20 protein-coding genes are annotated in these 23375 nt (G+C 69.5%); 11 read left to right on the top strand and 9 right to left on the bottom strand.

Annotated elements, in window-relative coordinates; genetic code table 11:
* Positions 1-83: 83 nt before the first annotated feature.
* Positions 84-419 (bottom strand): hypothetical protein, encoded by a 336-nt coding sequence (locus tag AB0I51_RS30665; RefSeq protein ID WP_026178811.1) that lies wholly within the window; start codon positions 417-419, stop codon positions 84-86.
* Positions 420-717: 298 nt separating this feature from the next.
* Here AB0I51_RS30665 and AB0I51_RS30660 point away from each other — a divergent pair, with 298 nt between their 5' ends.
* Positions 718-1758, top strand: coding sequence for a helix-turn-helix transcriptional regulator (locus AB0I51_RS30660; RefSeq protein WP_362980672.1), 1041 nt, complete (start codon positions 718-720; stop codon positions 1756-1758).
* 134 nt (positions 1759-1892) lie between these two features.
* On the opposite strand, the gene AB0I51_RS30655 is transcribed toward AB0I51_RS30660, so the two are convergent.
* Positions 1893-2951 carry a helix-turn-helix transcriptional regulator gene (locus AB0I51_RS30655; RefSeq protein WP_362980670.1) on the bottom strand — a complete coding sequence of 353 codons (1059 nt, stop codon included), beginning with the start codon at positions 2949-2951 and terminating at the stop codon, positions 1893-1895.
* Positions 2952-3213: 262 nt separating this feature from the next.
* Between AB0I51_RS30655 and AB0I51_RS30650 the strand changes: the two genes are divergently transcribed.
* The 5 genes from AB0I51_RS30650 (at position 3214) to AB0I51_RS30630 (ending at position 9063) form a co-directional block, all read left to right on the top strand.
* Positions 3214-4761 carry a circularly permuted type 2 ATP-grasp protein gene (locus AB0I51_RS30650; protein WP_362980669.1) on the top strand — a complete coding sequence of 516 codons (1548 nt, stop codon included), beginning with the start codon at positions 3214-3216 and terminating at the stop codon, positions 4759-4761.
* Positions 4758-5690: an alpha-E domain-containing protein gene (locus AB0I51_RS30645; protein ID WP_362980667.1), complete on the top strand. Its 933-nt coding sequence runs from the start codon at positions 4758-4760 to the stop codon at positions 5688-5690. Before AB0I51_RS30650 ends, AB0I51_RS30645 begins: the two co-directional genes overlap by 4 nt.
* 1 nt (position 5691) lies before the next feature.
* Positions 5692-6534 (top strand): transglutaminase family protein, encoded by an 843-nt coding sequence (locus tag AB0I51_RS30640; protein WP_362980665.1) that lies wholly within the window; start codon positions 5692-5694, stop codon positions 6532-6534.
* A gap of 109 nt (positions 6535-6643) precedes the next feature.
* The gene (locus AB0I51_RS30635; protein WP_362980663.1) at positions 6644-7033 is read left to right on the top strand and encodes a hypothetical protein; all 390 of its coding nucleotides are present in this window, start codon (positions 6644-6646) and stop codon (positions 7031-7033) included.
* A gap of 2 nt (positions 7034-7035) precedes the next feature.
* A complete protein-coding gene (locus AB0I51_RS30630) occupies positions 7036-9063 on the top strand; it encodes a PQQ-binding-like beta-propeller repeat protein (protein ID WP_362980661.1) in 2028 nt (675 codons plus the stop codon).
* A 7-nt stretch (positions 9064-9070) separates the two neighbouring features.
* Here the strand turns inward: AB0I51_RS30630 and AB0I51_RS30625 are convergent, their stop codons facing one another.
* The 6 genes from AB0I51_RS30625 to AB0I51_RS30600 all read right to left on the bottom strand — a co-directional run bounded on the left by AB0I51_RS30625 (position 9071) and on the right by AB0I51_RS30600 (position 15771).
* Positions 9071-10177 carry a substrate-binding domain-containing protein gene (locus AB0I51_RS30625; protein WP_362980659.1) on the bottom strand — a complete coding sequence of 369 codons (1107 nt, stop codon included), beginning with the start codon at positions 10175-10177 and terminating at the stop codon, positions 9071-9073.
* Between the two features lie 280 nt (positions 10178-10457).
* Entirely contained in the window at positions 10458-10907 is a 450-nt protein-coding gene (locus tag AB0I51_RS30620; protein WP_019070405.1) for a helix-turn-helix transcriptional regulator, read from the bottom strand.
* A gap of 5 nt (positions 10908-10912) precedes the next feature.
* Positions 10913-12100 (bottom strand): molecular chaperone DnaJ, encoded by a 1188-nt coding sequence (gene dnaJ, locus AB0I51_RS30615; RefSeq protein WP_359611579.1) that lies wholly within the window; start codon positions 12098-12100, stop codon positions 10913-10915.
* A 48-nt stretch (positions 12101-12148) separates the two neighbouring features.
* On the bottom strand, positions 12149-12811 hold the full coding sequence (grpE, locus tag AB0I51_RS30610) for a nucleotide exchange factor GrpE (protein WP_019070407.1): 663 nt from the start codon (positions 12809-12811) through the stop codon (positions 12149-12151).
* On the bottom strand, positions 12808-14652 hold the full coding sequence (gene dnaK / locus AB0I51_RS30605; RefSeq protein ID WP_019070408.1) for a molecular chaperone DnaK: 1845 nt from the start codon (positions 14650-14652) through the stop codon (positions 12808-12810). Before dnaK ends, grpE begins: the two co-directional genes overlap by 4 nt.
* Before the next feature lie 96 nt (positions 14653-14748).
* On the bottom strand, positions 14749-15771 hold the full coding sequence (locus AB0I51_RS30600) for an MraY family glycosyltransferase (protein ID WP_362980655.1): 1023 nt from the start codon (positions 15769-15771) through the stop codon (positions 14749-14751).
* Positions 15772-15984: 213 nt separating this feature from the next.
* On the opposite strand from AB0I51_RS30600, the gene AB0I51_RS30595 reads away from it, so the two are divergent.
* On the top strand, positions 15985-18276 hold the full coding sequence (locus AB0I51_RS30595) for a (Fe-S)-binding protein (protein ID WP_362980653.1): 2292 nt from the start codon (positions 15985-15987) through the stop codon (positions 18274-18276).
* 67 nt (positions 18277-18343) lie between these two features.
* Here the strand turns inward: AB0I51_RS30595 and AB0I51_RS30590 are convergent, their stop codons facing one another.
* On the bottom strand, positions 18344-18502 hold the full coding sequence (locus AB0I51_RS30590; protein ID WP_362980651.1) for a hypothetical protein: 159 nt from the start codon (positions 18500-18502) through the stop codon (positions 18344-18346).
* Positions 18503-19539: 1037 nt separating this feature from the next.
* Here AB0I51_RS30590 and AB0I51_RS30585 point away from each other — a divergent pair.
* The 4 genes from AB0I51_RS30585 (at position 19540) to AB0I51_RS30570 (ending at position 23301) form a co-directional block, all read left to right on the top strand.
* Positions 19540-19953: a hypothetical protein gene (locus AB0I51_RS30585; protein ID WP_362980649.1), complete on the top strand. Its 414-nt coding sequence runs from the start codon at positions 19540-19542 to the stop codon at positions 19951-19953.
* A 68-nt stretch (positions 19954-20021) separates the two neighbouring features.
* Complete coding sequence (locus AB0I51_RS30580; protein ID WP_362980647.1) at positions 20022-20432, top strand: hypothetical protein; 411 nt, start codon at positions 20022-20024, stop codon at positions 20430-20432.
* Positions 20433-20669: 237 nt separating this feature from the next.
* Entirely contained in the window at positions 20670-22154 is a 1485-nt protein-coding gene (locus AB0I51_RS30575) for an FG-GAP and VCBS repeat-containing protein (RefSeq protein ID WP_362980645.1), read from the top strand.
* Between the two features lie 106 nt (positions 22155-22260).
* Complete coding sequence (locus AB0I51_RS30570; RefSeq protein ID WP_362980643.1) at positions 22261-23301, top strand: YIP1 family protein; 1041 nt, start codon at positions 22261-22263, stop codon at positions 23299-23301.
* Positions 23302-23375: the final 74 nt, after the last annotated feature.

Here is a 23375-nt window from a genome sequence, read left to right as displayed (position 1 = left end):
AGCGGCGTCACCGTGTTCAGGTCACGGTGACGCCGCTGCGGGGGGGAAGCACCTGAGCGATCTGTTACGACGGGGGAATCGCGTCAGGCACTGCGGGGGGTGGCTGAGATGGTCTGGACGTCGGGGGCATCCGTTTCCACCAGCCGGTGGTCTCTCTGGTCAAGATTCACAAAGATCATTCCGTACCGGATGGCACATCGCACTGGCTGCGGCGCCCCCCGGGGCCGTCGCAGACACCGGTACGCCCGTACGTCCTCGTCCTCGTCGCGGGTCACCACCACCGGCTCGCCGAACACTGTCACCATGAGCGAGTCACCGCTGTGGGGGATGGCGGTGGCCAGATCGATGAAGTGCCAGCCGGAGCGGTAGGCCGTGGCCATCTCGCGTCGGAAGCTGCGGTCGTCGGGTGGGGTCGTCATCGTATTCAGTCCCACCTGCTGTCGAGGGGGTACACGAGTGTTTCGTCGGTGTCGGCCGCGACAGTCACGGACTGAGCACTACTACCCGCTCTGTGCGCGTCGCTCCTCACACCGGAGAGGCCGGCCAGCGTTCCGAAGGCCACAACGGCGGAGAAGGCGGCAACAAGCACCGAGCGAAGCATTCTGTTACGCATAGTCGGCTTCGTCCTCACTTGAAGGTCCCCTCTTCCCCCGTCATGTAAGACGATGGCTTATTCAGGCACGTCATGGCCACACGATCGGTGCATCATGTTCCTGCATGTTCAGGACCCTGGGGGGTGGAGATTTGGCAACAAATGGGACTAAGGCGACACATCCCCATGCGGTGACCGAACTGTGCGAGGAGGGTAACCGTCTTTACGCGAACGCCCTGCGTACAGGGCGCATCGCGCGAGGCGAGGTCGAGCCCGCGCCCTGCCTGATGGAATTTGCCCTGCTTCACCCTGATCCTGACGATCCGAGCTGGCTGCTTCCGCTTCCGCCGTCGGTCGCCCTGGCCCAGCGGCTCAATCCCATAGAACGGGAGATCACCGAGCACCGGCGGCTGTCGATCGCCCTCTCGGAAGCCTTCGAGCCGTTCATGGCTCTCAGCGCCCAGGAGACGGCTCCCGCGCACTCGATCACGGTGCTGGAGGGTCTCGACCGCATCAACTCGGCGCTCGACCTCGCGACCTCCCAGTGCCAGACCGAGATGCTCGCCGTCCAGCCCGGCGGCCACCGCAGCCCCGAGAACAGGCTTCTGGAGGCGCTGGAGCGCGACAAGCCCATGGCCGATCGCGGAGTTCGGATCCGGACCCTCTACCAGCACACGGCCAGGTACAGCCCCGACCGGCTCGCCTATGTGGACCAGTTCGCCGACGGCAAGGTGGAGTACCGCACCATCGACGAGCTCGTCGAGCGCCTCATCATCTGCGACGAGACCGTGGCCTTCATCCCCATCCGCAACGACCGGCAGGTGGCTCTGGAACTCCGGCATCCCGGTCTCGTCCGCTACCTGGTCAAGGTCTTCGAATTCATGTGGGGCCGCGCGGTGCCGCTGAGCGCGGGCACTCCCTACGAGACCGACCCGGACGGCATCACCGACATCCAGCACTCCATCGCCAAGCTCCTCGTCGAGGGCCACGTCGACGAGGCCATCGCCCGCAGGCTGGGCATGAACGTGCGCACCTGCCGCGCCCACATCGCCAAACTGGCGACAGCCCTGGGCAGCGGCAGCCGCGCGCAGCTCGGCTTCCTCATAGCCCAGTCGGGGATGCTGAAGCAGGATCACTCTGCGCACGGAGAAGAAAGCCACCCGTGACCAGAGACCGTTCACACGGGGCGGAGGAACGGGGACCGTCCTCGCACCGCTGCCCGGCGGCTCCTGTACGGCGGCCATGGGCACCCCGACGATCACGGCCCTCGGCAGCGAGAGCCGGGCCCAACTCGGCTACCTCATCGGACAGTCGGGGATTCTTGATCAACGGGAGTGAGCTGCGCCGGGACGTCCGGCATCCGTGACGCGGCGCCGTCCAGGCCTACCTGGGCGATGCGGACGCCCAGTTGGGTACGGCTGGCCGCGCCGAGCGTCTCCGACAGCCGGGCGATGTGGGCGCGGCAGGTGCGGACGCTTATGCCGAGCCGTTCCGCGATCACCGCGTCCTGGTGGCCCTCCGCGAGCAGGGCCGCGATGGACTGTTCGCGGTGGGAGATGCCCTCGATGCCGGTGTCGGGCAGGGGGGCGGCGACGGGGATCGCGAGGCGCCACAGGCGGTCGAAGACCGTGACGAAGTAGTCGATCAGCGCGGGGTGGCGCAGTTCGAGCGCCATGGTGTGGTCGGCGTTGGCGGGGATGAAGGCGACCGTGCGGTCGAAGAGGATGAGGCGGTCGACGACCTCGTCGAGGGTCCTCGCCTCGACCGCGTCGCCCATCAGCTCCAGGTAGTTCAGCAGGCCTTGGCCGTGCCGGGCGACATGGGTGTACAGGTCGCGCATCCGCACCCCGCGCGAGCGCAGGGCCAGGGCGCGGTGCAGGCCCTCGGTGAGTTCGGGTTCGCGGCGGATGCCGCCGGGCTGGACGGTGAGTACCTCGCCGGTGCAGGCCTCGGTCGCGGCGTCCATCGCCGCCTGGATGCGGGCGAGCCCGTCCAGGACGCGGATCGCGGCGCCCTCCAGAGCCCCCGACGCCGGCGTGAACGCCTCGATGCGGCGGCCGAGACCGGCGTACCGCTCGAAGGCGTCGACCGCCGAGCCCACCCGCCGGTGGCTCTCGCTGAACTCTTCGTAGACCCCGCGCAGCAGCCGGGTCATGACCTCCTGCGGGGAGGTCGGCACCAGCCAGTCCATGTCGTCGGGGTCGGGGTGGAGGAGGGCGAGTTCCAGCAGGCACGGCACCGGTTCGGCGTCCGTGCGCGGTACCCGGCCCCGCCGTACGGCCCGGGAGTACACGAGGTCCCCGGCGTCGCAGAGCTGGTCAGCACCGTGTGGATGCGCGTCCGTCCCGTGCCCGGTCATTGCCCATCCCACCCCCGGTTCCCGGCTCTTTGCAGCGCAACTATGCGCGGACCCGACCTGCTCCGCAACACGGCTCCCGCTCGAACGCGCCCCGAAAACTACCGATATCGCCCGCGATCTCCCCACCTCCGCGCGTCACCTTGCAACAAGCTGGGGGGTACCCGGCCTCGGCCGCCGGCCGCTTCGGCGTATCACTTTCCGCGTGAGCTGCCGGAAATCACTCAGAGATCGCCGTGTTACGTACCGCACTTAACGTCCCCTCATGGCGGACATATTTGACGCATACGCATTGGCCGATGCGTGGGACGAGATGTTTGTGCGGCCGGGTGAGGTCAGAACCGCCTACGAGCCGGTACTGGCGGCACTCCAGCCGATCGAGCCGAGTGAACTGCGCTTCCGCGCGGACCAGATGGCCCGCGCCTTCACCGACCGAGGGGTGACCTACGCCTTCGCGGGCGAGGAACGGCCCTGGCCACTGGACCTGGTGCCGAGGATCATCGACGCGCTGGAGTGGGACCTCATCCAGCGCGGGGTGGCACAGAGAGTGCGGGCACTCGAGGCCTATCTCTCCGACGCCTACTCGCACTGCCGCGCCTTCGAGGACGGAGTGGTGCCCTGGCGGCTGCTCCTGAACTCGGCCCATTTCCACCGGGCCGCGCAGGGCGTCGAGCCACCGGGCGGGATCCGCATCCATGTCGCCGGCATCGACCTCGTCCGGGACGAGGCCGGGGACTTCCGGGTCCTGGAGGACAACGTGCGGGTCCCCAGCGGGGTTTCGTACGTCATCGAGAACCGCAGAGCGATGACGCGGATCTTCCCGTCCCTCTTCGCCGAGCAGCACGTGGTCCCCGTCGACGGGTACGCGGGCCGGCTCCTCGCCGCACTGCGGGCCGCCGCGCCCGCCGGGACGACGGACCCGAGGGTCGTGGTCCTCACCCCGGGCCCGAGCAACGCCGCCTACTTCGAACACGCCCTGCTCGCACGGCTGATGGGCGTGCAGCTGGTGGAGGGCCACGACCTGGTGTGCCGCAACAACCGGGTGTGGATGCGGACCACCCGCGGCGAGGTGCCCGTCCATGTCGTATACCGGCGTCTGGACGACGACTTCCTCGACCCGCTGCACTTCCGCCCCGACTCGGTGATCGGCTGCCCGGGCATCATGAACGCCGCCCAGGCCGGGAACGTCACACTCGCGAACGCGGTCGGCAACGGCATCGCGGACGACAAACTCCTCTACACCTACGTCCCCGACCTCATCCGCTACTACCTCTCCGAGGAACCGATTCTCCCCAACGTGGAGTCCTACCGCCCCGACGAGCCTGGCCAGTTGGAGGCGGTCCTCGACCAGATCGACCAGCTGGTCGTGAAGCCGGTGGACGGCGCGGGCGGCCAGGGCATCGTCATCGGACCCAAGGCAGACGCCAAGACTCTCGAACGCACTCGCAAAGCCGTCGCCGCCGACCCGCGCGGCTGGATCGCCCAGCGTCCCGTCGCCCTCTCCACCTCCCCCACCCTCGCGGGTGAACGCATGGCACCCCGCCACATCGACCTGCGCCCGTTCGCCGTCAACGACGGCACCGACGTCTGGGTGCTCCCCGGCGGCCTCACCCGCGTCGCCCTCCAGGAGGGCAACCTGATCGTCAACTCCAGCCAGGGCGGCGGCTCCAAGGACACCTGGGTGCTCGCCGAGGGTCCCACCGAACAGCCCGCCACGCCGACCGCGGAGGGCGACCTGCCCGAGGTGGCACCCCGCCAGCTCGGCCCCGACGGCAACCCCACGGTCGTACAGGAAGGGGCGCAGCAGCAGTGAACGACGTGATCCTCTCCCGGATAGCCGAGGCCCTGACGTGGACGGGCCGTTACGTCGAGCGCGCCGACGCCACCGGGCGCATCCTCGACGCCTATCTGCACCGCCTGCTGGAGGACCCCTGGCGCGACGAGGACGTGGCCTGCCGGTCGCTGTACGCGATCCTCGGGGTCGACGCGGGCGGTGAACGCGTCGACATGCAGCAGGTGTTGGACCAGCTCGCCTTCGACGCCCGCTCCACCTGCTCCATCGAGGGCGCCCTCGGCGCGGCCCGCCTCAACGCCCGCAGCGCGCGGGAGGCCGTCTCCTCGGAGATGTGGGAGTGCCTCAACTCCACCTGGCACGCCCTGGCCGACCAGCGCCTCGCGGCCCGCCGCACCGGCCCCTACGCCTATCTCGAACTCGTGCGCAGACGCGCCGCGTTGTTCTTCGGCCTCGCCGACTCCACGATGAGCCGCGACGACAGCTGGCGTTTCGTCGTCCTGGGCCGGAGTCTCGAACGGGTGGACATGACCGTACGGCTGCTGTCGGTACGGGTGTTGGACGCCGCGCACGCGCCCGACTGGCCGACGCTGCTGAGCGCCTCGGGCGCCGACGAGGCGTACGCGCGGGTGTACGGCGGCTTCGGCGACACCCCGCGCGTGGCCGAATTCCTGCTCCTGGACCGGGACTTCCCACGCTCGGCACTGCACGCGCTGACGACCGCCGAGGAGTGCCTCACCGCGCTCGGCCGCCCCCGCCAGGACCCCGCGCGCCGCCCCATCGGCCGGCTCCGCACCCGCCTCGAATACCTGGACTCGCACGCCCTGGAAGAACAACTCCCCGCCCTCCTCAAGGACTTGCAGCACGCCTGCATGGCCTCGGCGGAGGCCGTCGCGGAACTGTTCTTCCCGTACCAGGGGCCCGTCGAGTGGGCCCAGGAAGGAGCCTGAGATGACCCGTAGGCTTCGCATCCGCCACACCACCCGCGTGTCGTACGCCCAGGCGGCCGTCTCCTCCCACAACGAAGTGCGGATGACCCCGCTGACGCTGCCCGGCCAGACCACGCTGGACGCGCGCGTCACCGTGAACCCCACGACACCCACCTGGTCGTACTGGGACTACTGGGGCACCCAGGTCACCGGCTTCGACCTCATGGACCCGCACGCCGACCTCACGATCACCGCGTCGAGCCTGGTCGAGACGTCCCCGCCGGACGCGCTGAGCCCCGCGCCCAGCTGGCAGGAGGTGACCGAACGGACCACGAACTCCCGCCTGTTGGAGTTCATCGGCCCCACCGTCCGTACGACGGTCCCGCCCAGGCTGCTGAAGAAGGCGCGCAAGGCGGCCGTGGGACTCGATCCGCACGGGACGGCCGTCGCGGTCTCCGCGCTGGTCGCCGACCGGGTGGCGTACCTCCCCGGTGTCACCGGAGTGAACACCTCCGCCGCCGAGGCCTGGGAGCAGGGCGCCGGCGTCTGCCAGGACATCGCGCACGTCACCATCGCCCTGCTGCGGGGCCTCGGCCTGCCCACCCGCTATGTCTCCGGCTACCTCCACCCGGAGCGCGAGGCCGAGTTGCACCGCCCGGTGGCCGGCCAGAGCCACGCCTGGATCGAGTACTGGGCGGGCGACTGGTGCGGCTACGACCCGACGAACCGGACCCGCCCCGACGAGTCCCATGTGGTCGTCGGGCGCGGGCGCGACTACGACGACGTGACCCCGCACAAGGGGATCTACCGGGGGGTGGCGGGCGGACCGCCCGAGGTGACGGTGGAGTTCACCCGCGTGGCATGAGCGAACGGCGGCGGGGCCGGCTCTTGACGGCATGTCTGATCGACTTCCCGTAGCTTCCCCCGGCAGGCATCATGTTGGCCGACAGGGGGAGTTACGGGGAAGGTGTGCCATGGACGTGCTGCTGAGACTGGCTCCGGCCGCCGACGCGGACCGTGAGGAGACCGAGCGGCTTCTCGCCCGGGTCCGGACCGAACTGCGCGAACTCGACCTGGACTCGCTGCAGTTGCACACCGTGCCGGGCACGGTGGAGCCCGCCGGGGCCAAGGGGGGCGTCGACCCGGTGACCGTCGGCGCCGTGGTGCTGGCGCTCAGCGCGCCGGGCGGGGTCCTCACTGCGCTCGTCGAGACCCTGCGGGACTGGCTCGGCCGGCAGTCGGCCCGGCACCGCGTCTCGGTCACCATCGACGGCGACACCATCGAACTGGAGCGGGCGTCCGCCGACGAACGCCGGGAACTGGTCGACGCGTTCGTCCGCCGGCACGGAAGGGACGCCGAGTAGCCGTGGGACGGAAACTGGCCCTCCTGATCGCCAACTACACCTACGAGGACGAGGGCTTGCGCGGGCTCACCGCGCCCGCCCACGACGCGGAGGCGCTCGCCGAGGTACTGCGCGACCCGGACATCGCCGCCTTCGACGAGGTCACCGTCCTGGTCGACGAACCGCACCACCGCATCGGCCAGGTCATCGGCGAGTTCTTCAGCGACCGCGCCCACAACGACCTCACCCTGCTGTACTTCACCGGCCACGGCCTCAAGGACGACGAGGGCCAGCTCCACCTCGCCACGGCCGACACCCGCCGCGACAACCTGCTGTTCACCTCGCTGCCCGCCGAACGGATCGACCGGGCGATGACGGCCTGCATGTCACGCCGGCAGGTACTGATCCTCGACTGCTGCTACAGCGGCGCCTTCCCGGCCGCCCGGCTGACCGCCAAGGGCGACACCGACGTGCGGACCCTGGACACGTTCCACGGCCGCGGCCGTACGGTGCTCACCGCCTCCGACGCCACCCAGTACTCCTTCGAGGGCGACCGGGTCAGCGGCAGCGCCCCGCAGTCCGTCTTCACCCGCCATCTGGTGCAGGGTCTGCGCGACGGCAGCGCCGACCTCGACGGGGACGGCGACATCACCCTCGACGAGCTGTACTCCTACGTCCACAACCGCGTCGTGGCCGAACTGCCGCAGCAGCGGCCCAAGAAACAGGACAACGTAGAGGGCCGTATCGTCATCGCCCGCAACGTCAACTGGACGCTGCCCGCACAGATCCAGGTCGCGCTGGACAGCCCGATCGCCCTGGTACGGCTCGGCGCCGTGGAGCCGCTCGCCCATCTGCGCCGCTTCGGCAACGCGACGGTGCGCCACCGCGCGGAGGAGGAACTCCGGCGCCTGACCGAGGACGACAGCCGCAGCGTGTCGGGCGCGGCGGCCGCGCATCTCCAGGACGGGCCCGCCGTCGAGGCCCCGGCCGCCCCACCGGTCCCCGCGCCAACACCCGCCCCCGCCAAGGCCGTTCCCGCGCCCGCGCCGGCTCCCACCCCCGCCAGGGCCGTTCCCCCGGCGTCCGGCACCCGGTTGTGGAGCTTCCAGACCGACAACTGCGTTCGGTCCACGCCGACCGTGGTGGACGGGGTGGTGTACGTGGGCGGCGACGGCGGCTCCCTGCACGCCGTGGACGCGGTCACCGGGCGGCGGAGGTGGAGCCGCGCGCTCAACGCCGGGCCCGTGCGGTCGACCCCGGCCGTCCGGGGCGATCTCGTGTACGCCACCGCCGGCCGGACCCTGTACGCCACCGACACGGGCACCGGACAGGGGCGCTGGGACTTCGGCGAGAGGAGGGCCGACGTGTCCGCAACGGTGGGAGTCGTCGCCGACCGGGTATGCGTCGCCAACAGCGGCACGTTGTTCGTGCTGGACGCCGAAACGGGAACCAGGCACTGGGGATACGCCGTGGGCATGACGCCGCACCGGTGGGTGGTGATGGACGGTCCGCTGGCGATCGTCGGCAACACGGGCAACCACGTGTACGCAGTCGACGCCTACGCCCAGCGGAGGAAGTGGGGCACCCGAGTCGTCGACAGCCCCGTCTCCGGCCCCTCCGCCCTCTCCGACGGAATCCTCTACGTCGGCAACCAGCGCGGCGAGCTGCACGCCCTCGACACCTCGAACGGCCAGCGGAAGTGGCGCCACGACACCGGCAGCGCCATCCGCTCCGCCCCGACGGTCGCGAACGGCACCGTCTACGCGGGAAACGACGACGAGCGCCTGTACGCCCTCGACGCGGCCACCGGCGAGGTCAAGTGGCGCTTCACGGCCATGGGCGCGGTCCGCACCACCGCCGCCGTCACCGGCACCACCGTCCACTTCGGCAGCGACGACGGCAACATCTACGCCGTGGACGTCACCACCGGCCGGGAGCGCTGGCGCTTCCCCACCGGCGGGCCCGTCGTCTCCTCGCCCGTCGTCGCCGACGGGGTGCTGTACGTGGGCAGCGACGACACCCGGCTCCACGCCGTCGTTGCCGCCGGCTGAACCCGCCCTACTTCAGCCCGGCCGCCACGCACGCCGACTTGTACTTGCTGGTGCAGATGTCGGAGATCTTGTAGATCCCGTCCGCGACCACCGTCGTCTTGATGTTGTCCTTCGTCAGCGCGACCACGGACACCAGCTGCGAGGGGATCTTCTTGTTGGTGGGGCTGTCCACCGAGTCCCGGGTGAGGGCGTCGAACTCGATGTCCTTGCCCTGGACCTTGGCGACCGCGATCTTCGCGGCGGCCTCGGCCAGGTCCGGGTACGGCTTGTAGACGCTCATGTACTGCTCGCCGGTCACGATCCGCTGCACGGCGGTGAGTTCGGCGTCCTGGCCGGTGATGGGCGGCATCTTCGTCACGCCCGCGTTCTGCAGGGCCTTGATGATGCCGCCGGCCATGGCGTCGTTGGCGGAGTACACCGCGGCGATGTTGTCCTTGCCGAGCTTGTCGATCGCCTTGGTCATCTCCGACTGGGCGATGTCCGGGTCCCAGGCCTTGGTGTCGTAGCTCGCGGCGACCGTCACCTTGCCCTGCAGCTCGGACAGCGCCCCCGCCTTGAACACCCCGGCGTTGGGGTCGGTCGGCGAGCCGTTGATCATGACGACCTTGTCGGAGGTGTCCACATTGCTGCCGAGCGCCTCGACCAGGGAGCGGCCCTGCACCTCGCCGACGAGTTCGCCGTCGAAGGAGACGTACGCGTCGATCGGTCCCTCGGCCAGGCGGTCGTAGGCGATGACCGGGATGCCGGCGGCCTTGGCCTTCTTCACCATGGGCAGGATGAGGTGCGAGTCGACGGCGTCGAGCACGATGATGTCGACCTTCTCGTCGATCATCTTCTGCATCTGCTTGTTCTGGACGCTCGCGACACCGCCGGCGTTCTGGTACTCGGCCTTGCCCTTCTTGTCGGTGAGGTCGCTGATCGTCGACTTCATGATCGGGTAGTCGAACTCCGCGTACCGCGTGTTCGTCGTCTCCGGCATCAGGACGCCCACCGTGATGTCGTTGCCCTTGGCCGGGGTGGCGTCCGAGCTGCTCCCCGACGAGTTGAGCACGCCACAGGCGGCCAGGGGCAGGGCCAGCGAGGACGCGGCCACGGATATGGCGATACGACGCATTGGTGAGCTCACTTCTGGTGCCGTCCGGACGTGGGTGCAGCGTTGCAACCCAGGAGACTGAAAAGCCAACGCGGCTGCGGCCGTCGGCGTCAAGCGGAACTACTTAACGAGATGGCAACACCACGTTCCGTTTGGATGTGGAGACCTTGCGGAATCCCATCCAAACGCTCTTTACCGACCCTCCACTCAACGGGAGTTCAGGAAAGGGCAAAGATCGCCACAACCGTGCAGGGGCCCGGAGGCGGGTGAGCCTCCGGGCCCCTGCACGGTTGTCGGCGCGTCAGTCCGAGGACTGCCGCTTCGGCCGCCACACCACCAGCGCGCTGGTCTGCTGGACCTCCTGGTACGGGACCAGGTCCCGGCGGTAGGAGGCATGCACGGCGGCCTCGCGCTGCTGGATCGCCGCCGCCGCTCCGTCGACCGCCGCCTGGAGTTCGGCGACGCGCTGCTGGAGCGCCACGACCTGGTTCTCCAGCTCGATGATGCGCTTGATGCCGGCCAGGTTGATGCCCTCGGTCTGCGACAACTGCTGGACGGTGCGCAGCAGTTCGATGTCGCGGGCCGAGTAGCGCCGGCCGCGCCCGGCCGTGCGGTCCGGGGAGACCAGGCCGAGGCGGTCGTACTGGCGCAGCGTCTGCGGGTGCAGTCCGGAGAGCTGGGCCGCCACCGAGATGACGTAGACCGGGGTCTCCTCGGTCAGCTCGTACGGGTTGCGTCGACGGCCGTCCATCTCTCTCATGCTCCCTTCGCGGCCTGGAACAGCTCCGCCCGCGGGTCCTCGCCCGCGGTGGCCTCTCTGTACGCCTCAAGTGCGTCACGAGCATTCCCCGTGACGTCCTTGGGGACACTCACCTCGACGGTCACCAGCAGATCGCCCCGGGTGCCGTCCTTGCGGAAGGCGCCCTTGCCGCGGGCCCGCATCGTACGGCCGTTGGGCGTGCCCGGCGGCAGCTTCAGCGTCACCGGGGGCCCGCCCAGGGTGGGCACCCTGACCTCGCCGCCCAGCGCCGCCTCGGCGAACGTCACCGGGACCGTCACCGTCAGGTTGTCGTCCCTGCGGCCGAACACGGGGTGTGTGTCGACGTGCACCATGACGTACAAGTCGCCCGCGGGACCGCCCCGTTCACCCGGTGCGCCCTTGCCGCGCAGCCGGATGCGCTGGCCGTCGGTGACCCCCGCGGGGATCCGGACCTGCATGGTCCGCGAGGACTTGGCGCGTCCGCTGCCCTTGCACTCGGCGCACGGGTGCTCGGCGATCAGACCCCGGCCCTTGCAGTCCGGGCACGGGTCCGTGAGCGAGAAGCCGCCGCCGGAGCCGCGCGCCACCTGGCCGGTGCCGACGCAGGTCGGGCACACGCGCGGTGTGCCGTTCTTGTCGCCGGTGCCCGAACAGGCCTTGCAGGGCTGCTGCGAGGACATCCGCAGCGGCACCGTGGCTCCTTCGATGGCCTCCGTGAAGCTGAGCGTGACCTCGGACTCGATGTCCTGGCCGCGCCTGGGCTGGGTCCGGGTCGTGCCCGCGCCGCCCCGGTTGAACAAGCCGCCGAACACGTCCCCGATCCCGCCGCCGAATCCGCCGGCACCCCCGGCGCCGCCGCCCTGCGCACCGCCTCCGAAGAGGTCGCCCAGGTCGAAGTTGAAGTTGCCGGCGCCCGCGCCGCCCGGCCCCGGGCGGAAGCCGCCGTTGCCGAACAGCGCGCGGGCGTCGTCGTACTCCTTGCGCTTCTTGGGGTCACCGAGGATGTCGTTGGCCTCGGAGATCTCCTTGAAGCGCTCCTCGGCCTTGGCGTTGCCCTTGTTGGCGTCCGGGTGGAACTCGCGGGCGAGCTTGCGGTACGCCTTCTTGATCTCGGCCTCGGTGGCGTCCTTGGGCACGCCGAGGACCTTGTAGTAGTCCTTCTCGATGAAGTCCTTGGTGCTCATCCTCGACGTCCCTCCTTCCACCCGGTGTCTGCCCGCCCGGTGTCTGCGTCAGCCCTCCTCAGGGCCGTTGTCCTTCTCGTCGCCGGCCTCGGACTCGTCCTCGGCCTTGACCGCCTGCGCACCGGGCTGCGGTTCGGCCACGGCCACCCGCGCGGGGCGGATGGTGCGCTCGCCGATGCGATACCCGGGCTGAAGGATCGCCACGCAGGTCGTCTCGGTGACGTCCGGCGCGTACGAGTGCATCAGGGCCTCGTGGATCGTCGGGTCGAAGGGCTCGCCCTCCTTGCCGAACTGCTGCAGTCCCATCTTCGCGGCGACGGTCTCCAGTGACTCCGCCACGGACTTGAAACCGCCGACGAGTTCCCCGTGTTCCCGCGCGCGGCCGATGTCGTCGAGCGTGGGCATCAGCTCGGTCAGGAGGTTCGCGACGGCGATCTCCTTGACCGTGACCCGGTCACGCTCGACCCGGCGGCGGTAGTTCTGGAACTCGGCCTGGAGCCGCTGGAGGTCCGCCGTGCGCTCTTCGAGCGCCTTGCGCACCTGGTCCAACTGGGCCGTCAGACCGGCGATCTGTGCACTTGATGCGTCCCCGGCCGGGGCCGCCCCCTCTCCCGTGGAGGAGGAGGCGGCGGCCTGCGGCTCGGCGTCGTCGGGGGTGGCGCCGGAGGGGACGTCGGGCTTCTCTTCGAAGCCCGGGGTCTCCTCCGTCACGCGGCACCGTCCTTGCGCTCGTCGTCCACGATCTCGGCGTCCACCACGTCGTCGTCCGCCTTGGGCGCCTCGGCACCCGGGGCGTCGCCGCCCGCGGCCTGGGAGGCCTGGGCGTCGGCGTACATGGCCTGGCCGACCTTCTGGGAGACCGCGGCGACCTTCTCGGTGGCGGTGCGGATCTCGGCGGTGTCCTCGCCCTTGAGCGCGGCCTTCAGCTCCTCGACGGCGGCCTCGACCTCGGTCTTGACCTCGCCGGGGACCTTGTCCTCGTTGTCCTTGAGGAACTTCTCCGTCTGGTAGACGAGCTGCTCGCCCTGGTTGCGGGACTCGGCGGCCTCGCGGCGGCGGTGGTCCTCGTCCGCGTACTGCTCGGCCTCCTGGCGCATGCGGTCGACCTCGTCCTTCGGCAGCGAGGAGCCACCGGTGACGGTCATCTTCTGCTCCTTGCCCGTGCCGAGGTCCTTCGCGGTCACGTGCATGATGCCGTTGGCGTCGATGTCGAAGGAGACCTCGATCTGCGGGACACCGCGCGGGGCCGGCGGCAGACCGGTCAGCTCGAACATCCCGAGCTTCTTGTTGTACGCCGCGATCTCGCGCTCGCCCTGGTAGACCTGGATCTGCACGGAGGGCTGGTTGTCCTCGGCGGTGGTGAAGATCTCGGACCGCTTGGTCGGGATCGTCGTGTTCCGCTCGATCAGCTTGGTCATGATGCCGCCCTTGGTCTCGATACCGAGGGACAGCGGGGTGACGTCGAGGAGCAGGACATCCTTGACCTCGCCCTTGAGGACACCGGCCTGGAGGGACGCGCCGATGGCGACGACCTCGTCCGGGTTGACGCCCTTGTTGGCGTCCTTGCCACCGGTCAGCTCGCGCACCAGCTCGGCGACGGCGGGCATACGGGTGGAGCCACCGACGAGGACGACGTGGTCGATCTCGTTGATGGAGATGCCGGCGTCCTTGATGACGTTGTGGAACGGCGTCTTGCAGCGCTCCAGCAGGTCGGCCGTCAGCTGCTGGAACTGGGCGCGGGTGAGCTTCTCGTCCAGGTGCAGCGGGCCCTCGGCGGACGCCGTGATGTAGGGCAGATTGATCGAGGTCTCGGTGGAGCTGGACAGCTCGATCTTGGCCTTCTCGGCGGCCTCGCGCAGCCGCTGCAGGGCCATCTTGTCCTTGCCCAGGTCCACGCCGTGGCCCGCGGCGAACTGCTTCACCAGGTAGTCGACGACCCGCTGGTCCCAGTCGTCACCACCGAGGTGGTTGTCGCCGTTGGTGGCCTTCACCTCGACGACGCCGTCACCGATCTCCAGGAGGGACACGTCGAAGGTGCCGCCGCCGAGGTCGAAGACGAGGATCGTCTGGTCGTCCTTGTCGAGCCCGTACGCCAGCGCGGCGGCCGTCGGCTCGTTCACGATGCGCAGGACGTTCAGGCCCGCGATCTCGCCGGCCTCCTTCGTCGCCTGGCGCTCGGAGTCGTTGAAGTAGGCCGGGACGGTGATGACCGCGTCCGTGACCTTCTCGCCCAGGTAGGCCTCGGCGTCGCGCTTCAGCTTCTGCAGGATGAAGGCGCTCATCTGCTGCGGGTTGAAGTGCTTCCCGTCGAGCTCGATCTTCCAGTCCGTGCCCATGTGGCGCTTCACGGAGCGGATGGTCCGGTCAACGTTCGTGACCGCCTGGCGCTTGGCGACCTCGCCGACGAGCACTTCGCCGTTCTTGGCGAAGGCGACGACGGACGGCGTGGTCCTGGCGCCCTCTGCGTTGGTGATGACGGTGGGCTCGCCGCCTTCAAGAACGCTGACGACGGAGTTAGTCGTGCCCAGGTCGATGCCGACCGCACGTGCCATGGTTGATTCCTCCAGCAATGACTTGAGTGGAACGGACTCAAGTGTGCACCACACTCATCGCTGGGTCAACAGAGCTGAGTCGAGCAGACTCAACTCTTATCCGTTCCTTACACGCAACTGAGCCCTGACCTGCGACGATCCTGCCCGCCGCACGCCGTAGACAGATACTTTCAGCAGTCCGAGTACGACGATCAGGGCCCCGCCCACCACCCACATCACGGCGGATTCACCCGCCCACCCGTTGTGCACGAGCACTCCGACAAGCACTCCGGAGAACCCCGCGACCCCGAGGAGCACCACCGCCCCCTGCGGAGTGAGCCCCAGCCGCCGCAGCCGGTGGGCGAGATGGTCCGGGCCGCCCCGCAGCAGCGCCCGCCCGGCCAGCCGCCGCGACAGCAGCACCAGGACGGCGTCGGCGCTCGCGAGGGCGGTGAGCGCGAACAGCACGCCCGCGCTGGACGCGAGATCGTGCCCGGCCCGCGTGAGCACCGCCGCCGAGGCGAGCACGAAGCCCGTGAACAGCGACCCGCACGCACCGAGCGCGATCCGCGCGGGATGCCAGTTGTGCATCAGGAACCCGGTGAGCGCGGCGGCCAGCACACTCAGCAACACCGCGAGTCCGTCCATCACTTCCATCGCGGCGCAGGCCCCGACCCCGAAGGCGGTGACCACCCCCACGGTCCCCGCCAGCCCGTCGGCGTGATCGAGCCCCTTGAAGGCCGCGGCGACGAACACGATCCAGGCCGCCGCCAGCAGCCCGCCGGGCACCCCGAGCTCCCCGTACGGCACGACACAGGCCGCCGCCACCGCCGTACCGATGACCAGGACCCGCGTCTTGAGCCGCCACACGTCGGCGACGAGCCCGAGCGCGGCCACCGCGGACCCGGCGACCAGCAGGCCGCCGACGTCGTCACCCAGCGGCGCGACGCCGGTCCAGTCGCACCCCCAGGTGACCGCCGCGACGGCGATCACTACGGCCAGTCCCCCGAGCAGCGGTACCGGGCGCGCGCGCCGCCGCCGGTCGACGATCCGGGCGCGCAGGGCGGGCACCCGGAGCAGGGCGGCGAGGAGGGCGGAGAGGAGCAGGGCGGTCGTGGCGGCGAGAATCCCGTAGAGCACGGTTCCAAATTAGACGCAAATGTACCAATTCAGTATGAATAACACGATCGGACCGTCACAGGTTTTTAAGGCGACCCTCAGCGACATAGATCACCGCACGGCTGGCTACAGTGCGACAGAGAATGGGGGTAATCTCGGTCCGACCGATTAAGTTACCGCTTAGTAATGTTCTGGGTTCGGTAATGACCCCTCGCAGGCCCGAGGAGCCCTGAAATGCAACTCGCCGCGATCATCGTGTCGCTGGTTCTGATCGTGGTCGGTGTGGCGCTGTTCGCCCGCGCCGTCCTGCAGATCTACACCTTCATGCGACTCGGCCAGAACGTGCCCGCGGGCACCCGCACCGACGAGCCCGTCCAGCGCACCGTCACCGTGGCCAAGGAGTTCCTCGGCCACACCCGGATGAACCGCTGGGGCGTCGTCGGGGTCGCGCACTGGTTCGTGGCGGTGGGCTTCTTCTCGCTGCTGCTGACGATCGTCAACGCCATCGGCCAGCTCTTCCAGGCCGACTGGCTGCTGCCGGTCATCGGCGAATGGGCGCCGTACAACGTCTTCGTCGAGTTCATCGGCACCATGACGGTCCTCGGCATCCTGACCCTGATCGTCATCCGCCAGCTCAGCAAGCCGAACAGGCCGGGCCGCAAGTCCCGCTTCGCCGGCTCCAACTTCGGCCAGGCGTACTTCGTCGAGGCCGTCATCCTCATCGTCGGCGTCTGCATCTTCATGCTGCACGCGCTCGAAGGCGCCCAGCACCACGTCGACGCCTACGAGGCGTCCTTCTTCATCTCGTACCCCGTGGTGTCGTCGCTGGAGCACCTGGACGTCTCCACCCTCCAGAACCTCACCTACCTCTTCGCCGGCGTGAAGATCGCGACCTCCTTCATCTGGATGATCACGGTCGCCCTGAAGACCGACATGGGCGTCGCCTGGCACCGCTTCCTGGCGTTTCCGAACATCTGGTTCAAGCGCAACGCCACCGGTGAGACCTCGCTCGGCGCCCTGCTCCCGATGACGAGCGGCGGCGAGCCGATCGACTTCACCGACCCGGGCGACGACGACGTCTTCGGCGTCTCCCAGGTCGAGCAGTTCTCCTGGAAGGGCCTGCTCGACTTCTCCACCTGCACCGAGTGCGGCCGCTGCCAGTCGCAGTGCCCCGCCTGGAACACCGGCAAGCCGCTCTCCCCCAAGCTCCTGATCATGTCCCTCCGGGACCACGCCCACGCCAAGGCGCCCTACCTGCTCGCGGGCGGCGGCAAGTCCATGGAGGGCGAGGAGAAGGCGACGGAGGAGCAGCTGGCCGGCGTCCCCGCCGCGGCTCTGGCGGAGGCCGAGCGCCCGCTCATCGGCACGGCCGAGGAGAACGGCGTCATCGACCCGGACGTCCTGTGGTCCTGCACCACCTGCGGCGCCTGCGTCGAGCAGTGCCCGGTCGACATCGAGCACGTCGACCACATCGTCGACATGCGCCGCTACCAGGTGATGATCGAGTCCGCGTTCCCGTCCGAGGCCGGGACGATGCTCAAGAACCTGGAGAAGAAGGGCAACCCCTGGGGCCTGGCCAAGAAGCAGCGCCTGGAGTGGCTCAAGGAGGTCGAGTTCGAGGTCCCGGTCGTCGGCCAGGACATCGAGGACCTCACCGAGGTCGAGTACCTGTACTGGGTCGGCTGCGCCGGCGCCCTGGAGGACCGCGCGAAGAAGACCACGAAGGCCTTCGCGGAACTCCTCCACATCGCGGGCGTCAAGTTCGCCATCATGGGCGGCGACGAGAAGTGCACCGGCGACTCCGCCCGCCGCCTCGGCAACGAGCCCCTCTTCCAGGAGCTCGGCATGGAGAACGTCATGGCACTGAACATGGCGTTCGGCGAGGAACTGGACGACGACGGCAAGGTGGTCGCGGAGTCCGCGAAACCGAAGTCCGCGAAGAAGATCGTCGCGACCTGCCCGCACTGCCTCAACACCATCGGCAACGAGTACCCGCAGCTCGGCGGCGACTACGAGGTCATCCACCACACCCAGCTGCTCCAACACCTCGTGGACGAGGGCAAGTTGATCCCGGTGACGCCCGTCGAGGGCATCATCACCTACCACGACCCGTGCTACCTGGGCCGCCACAACAAGATCTACACGCCCCCGCGCGAGATCATCGCCAGCGTCCCCGGCCTCCGCAACGAGGAGATGCACCGCCACAAGGAACGCGGCTTCTGCTGCGGCGCGGGCGGCGCCCGCATGTGGATGGAAGAGCGCATCGGCAAGCGCATCAACAACGAGCGCGTGGACGAGGCCCTCTCCCTGAACCCGGACATCGTCTCGACGGCCTGCCCCTTCTGCCTCGTCATGCTGACCGACTCGGTCAACGGCAAGAAGAACGACGGCAAGGCCAAGGAGTCCATCCAGGTCGTGGACGTGGCCCAACTCCTCCTGGACTCGGTCAAGAAGCCGGCCGACGACGAACCCCCGGCGGGCACCGCGGAACCGGAGAGCGCCCCGGAGCCCCAGCCGGTCGAGTAACAACCGGCCAGTCCGCTACGTCGACGCCCCGCACCCTCACCGGAGGGCGCGGGGCGTCGTCGTCCCGTCAGTCGTCCCCGATGGTCCCCACGGACGTGAACACGTACACGAGGAGGACGAGGATGAAACCGCCCCCGGCGAACAACTCCTCCAGCAGGCTCGCCTCGTGCCCCAGGAGGAACGGGCGCCGGCCCAGGAACACCGCCACGCCCAGGGCGGCACGCACCGTCTGGACCCCAGGTGACCAGGCCGGCCGCTGAAGGGCCCCCGGCCCGGCCGTGAAAGTGAACACGGCGACCGGCACACACCCGATGACCATGACGAGCACAAAGGCGACCAGGGCGTCCCTGCCGTCCGCCCCACCCGAGAAGGCACTCCAGCGGCCCCGGCGAGCGCGCGCAGATCCTCGCGCTCATGCACGTATCCGCCCAGCTCCGGCGCCGACGGAGCCCACAGGACCTCGACCTCGGCACCGGCACCGGCACCGGCACGGGGCTTGTCGTACGTGTGGGCCCCCTTCACGACGAGCCGCTCGGGGCCGCCGGGCACGGCGGCCACCAGCCGTGCCGAATACCCCCGTACGACGTCCTCGCTCAGGTCCGCCCGCACCCCGCCCGGCCGCTCCACAACGCTCGCGGTACTCACCCTGGCACCGGCGTCCCGCAGGGCGTCGACCCGGTCGTCACCGCCGCCGGTGCCCAGCAGCCCGACGAACAGCGCACCGGAGGCAAACCCCACGAGAAGCCACACGGCTCACGTACGGCCCCTGATCCAGCCCCGGGAATCGAAGTCGATCCCGAGAACGTCACCCAAGGGCGCCCGACGACCGGGCACTTCGGACCCCGGCAGGCCATACACCCCCCAACTCCCTTCGCCATCCGACTTGTTGAGGGAAAACCCACCACCGGCCCCCGCAATCCGCCGCACCCCCCACAGAGCCCCCGCCCGGACCACTGCGCACCCCGCCGCAACAACTCCCCACGCCAACAGCCCGTTCCACGGCGGCCGTACGGCCCCGACCCCGAGCAGCCACGTGCAGGCCACCGCGACAGCGACCCACCCCACCAGCCCGCACAGCCGCACGGTCCACACCAGCCCAGCGCGCACAAACCCCACCCCCCAGCTCCCCATGGTGTAGCGCGCTACACCACGCATTCGGGAGAACGGTCCCTCGTGACGGCGAGCGCGCGACGGAATCGTAAAGGGCAGAGATCAAGCCCCGCCGATCCCTCCCCTCCCGCGGCCCTCCCCGAAGGAAATCCCGTGAAATCGCTGCTCGCCACCGTGAAGTCGTTCATCGCCAACCTGCTGCTGTGGTCGTTCTTCGTCGGCGGCCTCGCCGCGAGCACGGCCTCCGGCGCCGTACTCGACGGCACCGCGAAGACCGCGGCCACCTTCGCCGGTATCGCCGTCTCGGTGCTGACGGGTTCGCGCATCGCGAAGAAGCCGAAGATCAAGGCGTTCCTGTCGAAGACGTCGACCCTGTGGTTCCTGTTCCTGTTCAACGGCGGTGTGGCCGTGGCCAGTTGCTTCGCCATGGACGGCGCCAAGGGCATCGCGACCGCCGCCGGAATGGGCCTGGTCTCCCTGGGCGCGGCAGGCGGCCTGATCTCCAGCCTCCGCAAGGGGCCGCCCAAGACGTCACCCCGAACCCCGGCGGACGAGCCCTGGGCCTGACGCCCAGACCCACGACCCCACACCACCCCTGCCCTGCCCTGCCCTGCCCTGCCCCCGAAAGGCCTCCCATGACCGCGCACAGCCCGCGTGCACGCCGTACGGCCACCATGGCCACACTCATGGCCGCCACCGCGCTCACCACCGGACTCCTCACGGCCTGCGACCCCACGGACACTCCCAACTCGCTTGACTGCCTGGGGAACTGGAACACGATCTCCGACAGCCTCAGGGCGATCCACGAGGCCGGCGTGGACGCGGCGAAGGACCCGACCCGGACCGACGAATCCATCACGACGATCGACAAGAACCTCGACAAGATCAACGCGAACTCGGACGACGACAAGGTCAACAAGGCGGTCGACGACCTGGACAAGGCGATCTCCGACTACAACAAGGCGATCCTGAACGGCGATACGAACCCGGATTCCAGCAAGATCGACGCGGCAGCCGACAGGCTCAAGAACGTCTGTACGTCATGACGACAGTGACCGTTGGGCAACTCACGCAAACACCACCCCACTCCACCCCAGGCCCACCCCTACCCACACCAACCTCAGACATTTACCGAGCTCACGCACAACCCTTACGCCCCACCAAGGGTCTCCTGATCGCCAACTACCCGTGAATCCAAGGGCAACTCCCAGCGAACACGGCCGGTACGCACCCCATCGACGCGGATGCCCGCCAAGCATCCCCCGCATGCCAGGAGACCCCGCATGCAGCAGTACCTGCGACTCGCCCTCGCGACGGCCGCCGCGGCCTCGCTGACGGGCGGTCTGCTCACCCTCTCGGTGACGACAGCGACCGCAGCCGACTCCTTCAAGATCGCGAAGGCCGACTTCAACGGCGACGGAATCGGTGACGTCGTCGTCTCCGCGCCCGGCGCCTACGTCACCGGCAAGGCCGACGCCGGCCAGGTCGTGGCTCTGTACGGCACGGCCACCGGAGTGTCGTCCATGAAGCGTTCGACGCTGAGCCAGAACTCCGGCAACGTGCCCGGTACCGCCGAGAAGGGCGACTACTTCGGCTACTCCACGGCGTACGCCGACTTCAACGGCGACGGATACGACGACCTCGCCGTCGGCTCGCCGTACGAGAAGGTCGGCACCGACACCGACGGCGGCGCGCTCGCGATCCTGTGGGGCTCGGAGAACGGCCTCACCGGCAAGAGCAGCGACGTACCGGACCCGGCCGTGTCCGGGCACGACAACTGGGGCCAGACCCTGGCCGCCGGCGACTTCGACGGCGACGGCAAGGCGGACCTGGCGGTGGGCAGTTCGGCCGCGACCGTCTACGTCTACAAGGGCGGTTTCAGCAGTTCCACCGGCAAGCCCGGCGGCCGTTACACGATCAAGCCCCCGATCCACTCCGGCTCGACCGGTTTCCCGTACGGCCCGCACCACCTCACGGCCGGTGACGTCAACGGCGACGGCCGCACCGACCTGGTGGTCGACGGCTACGAGACCCAGACCAGCAACGGCTGGAACACCAACTACTTCGTGCCCGGCACCGCGAGCGGTCTGAGCGTCGCGGGCGTGCAGACCCTCAAGCCCGGCATCGTCACCGGTATCGGCGACATCAACGGCGACGGTTACGGCGACATCGTCACCGGCGCAGGCTGGGACGCCACGACGAGCGACGGTACGACCGTCCCGGACTCGGCGAACGGCGGCAAGGTGAACATCACCTACGGTTCCGCGTCCGGCCCCGCCTCCACCACCGGCATCACCCAGAACTCCGGGAACATACCCGGCAGTTCGGAGAAGGGCGACTCCTTCGGCTGGGACCTGGACCTGGGTGACGTCAACGGCGACGGCTACCAGGACGTCGTGGTCTCCGCCCCGGACGAGGACCTCGGCGCCGCCACCAACGCCGGCATGGTCACGGTCATCTACGGCTCCGCGTCCGGCGCCGACACCACCACCGGCGTCCAGTCCTTCGCCCAGAGCACGGCCGGCGTCCCCGGCGCCGACGAGAAGAGCGACCTCTTCGGCGCCGACGTCAAGCTCGACGACGTCAACGGCGACGGCAGGGCGGACCTGATCGTGGGCTCGTACGAGAACAGCGCCGACGGCGCGGTGACCTACCTGCCCTCCAACGGAACGAAGATCGTCACAACCGGCTCCCGTGCCATCTCCGCGGGCGCCGCGGGCGTCTCGACGGCAGGCACACCGCAGTTCGGCGCACTGTTCGCCGACTAGACCCCAGCTCCTCCAGCTCCTCCAGCCCCTCTTCCACGCCGGACCCGCGGCCGTCCGCCGCGGGCCCGGCCCCCGTCCTCTCCCGCCCCCTTACGTCCCTTAGGGGATGTCACAGCTCGGCAGCAAAGCCCCGCCCGAAACCCCCGGCCCGGCCCCTGACTCTGCGGAACCAGGTACGTTCGATGACGTGGCTGGATTCAGGATCGGACGCGGCGGCCGGGACGGCCGGGCCCCGCAAGCGCGCCCTCAACAACCTCCGTACGGGCAGCAGGCTCCCCCGGCACCGCAGGGAGCGCCGCAGAGACAGCCGTACGGCTACCCCTCTGCGCCGCAGCCCTACCCGCAGCAGCAACCGCAGTACGGAAACCCCGCGGGCGGCGGCCGGCAGTGGTCCCAGGGGAACGCCGGCAACGGCGGCTACGGCGACGAGCCGGAGTATTTCGGCGACGGCGGCGCATACGGCCAGGGCGGTCACCCGACCACCCCCGACCCGTACGCGGCGAACAATCCGGGCAACACCCAGGCGTTCTCCGTAGGTGAGGACCCGTACACCCAGGGCGGTACGTACCGCGCGGGCTCGGCCCAGACCCCCACCGGCCCGGTCGGCCCCCGCCTGCACTGGAAGGACCTGCTGCGGGGCATCGTCCTCGCACCCCAGCAGACGTTCCTCCAGATGCGGGACTACACGATGTGGGGCCCCGCCCTGATCGTGACGTTCCTCTACGGCCTGCTCGCGGTCTTCGGCTTCGACGGCGCCCGCAAGGACGCCATAAACGCCACACTGGCGAACGCGGTCCCGATCGTCCTCATCACCGCCGTGGCGCTGGTGCTGTCGTCCTTCGTCCTGGGCGTGGTCACCCACACCCTGGCCCGCCAGCTGGGCGGCGACGGAGCCTGGCAGCCCACGGTCGGCCTGTCCATGCTGATCATGTCGATCACGGACGCCCCCCGCCTGGTCTTCGCCATGTTCTTCGGCGGCGACGCCACCTTCGTCCAGGCCCTCGGCTGGGCCACCTGGGTAGCGGCCGGTGCCCTCCTCACCATGATGGTCAGCCGCTCCCACGACCTTCCCTGGCCCAAGGCCCTGGGCGCCTCCGCGATCCAGCTGATCGCCCTGCTGTCGATCGTGAAACTGGGCACCTTCTAAAGGCCTCTCCGCTACGACGGCGAAGGGCTCCCGGCGCGCGCCGGGAGCCCGTGGGCGGCGTAGCGTAAGGGCGC

Source organism: Streptomyces sp. NPDC050549 (assembly GCF_040655035.1).
Classification (GTDB): domain Bacteria; phylum Actinomycetota; class Actinomycetes; order Streptomycetales; family Streptomycetaceae; genus Streptomyces.
The sequence above is the reverse complement of the archived record's forward strand: the minus strand, read 5'-3'. Positions and strand labels throughout refer to the sequence as shown.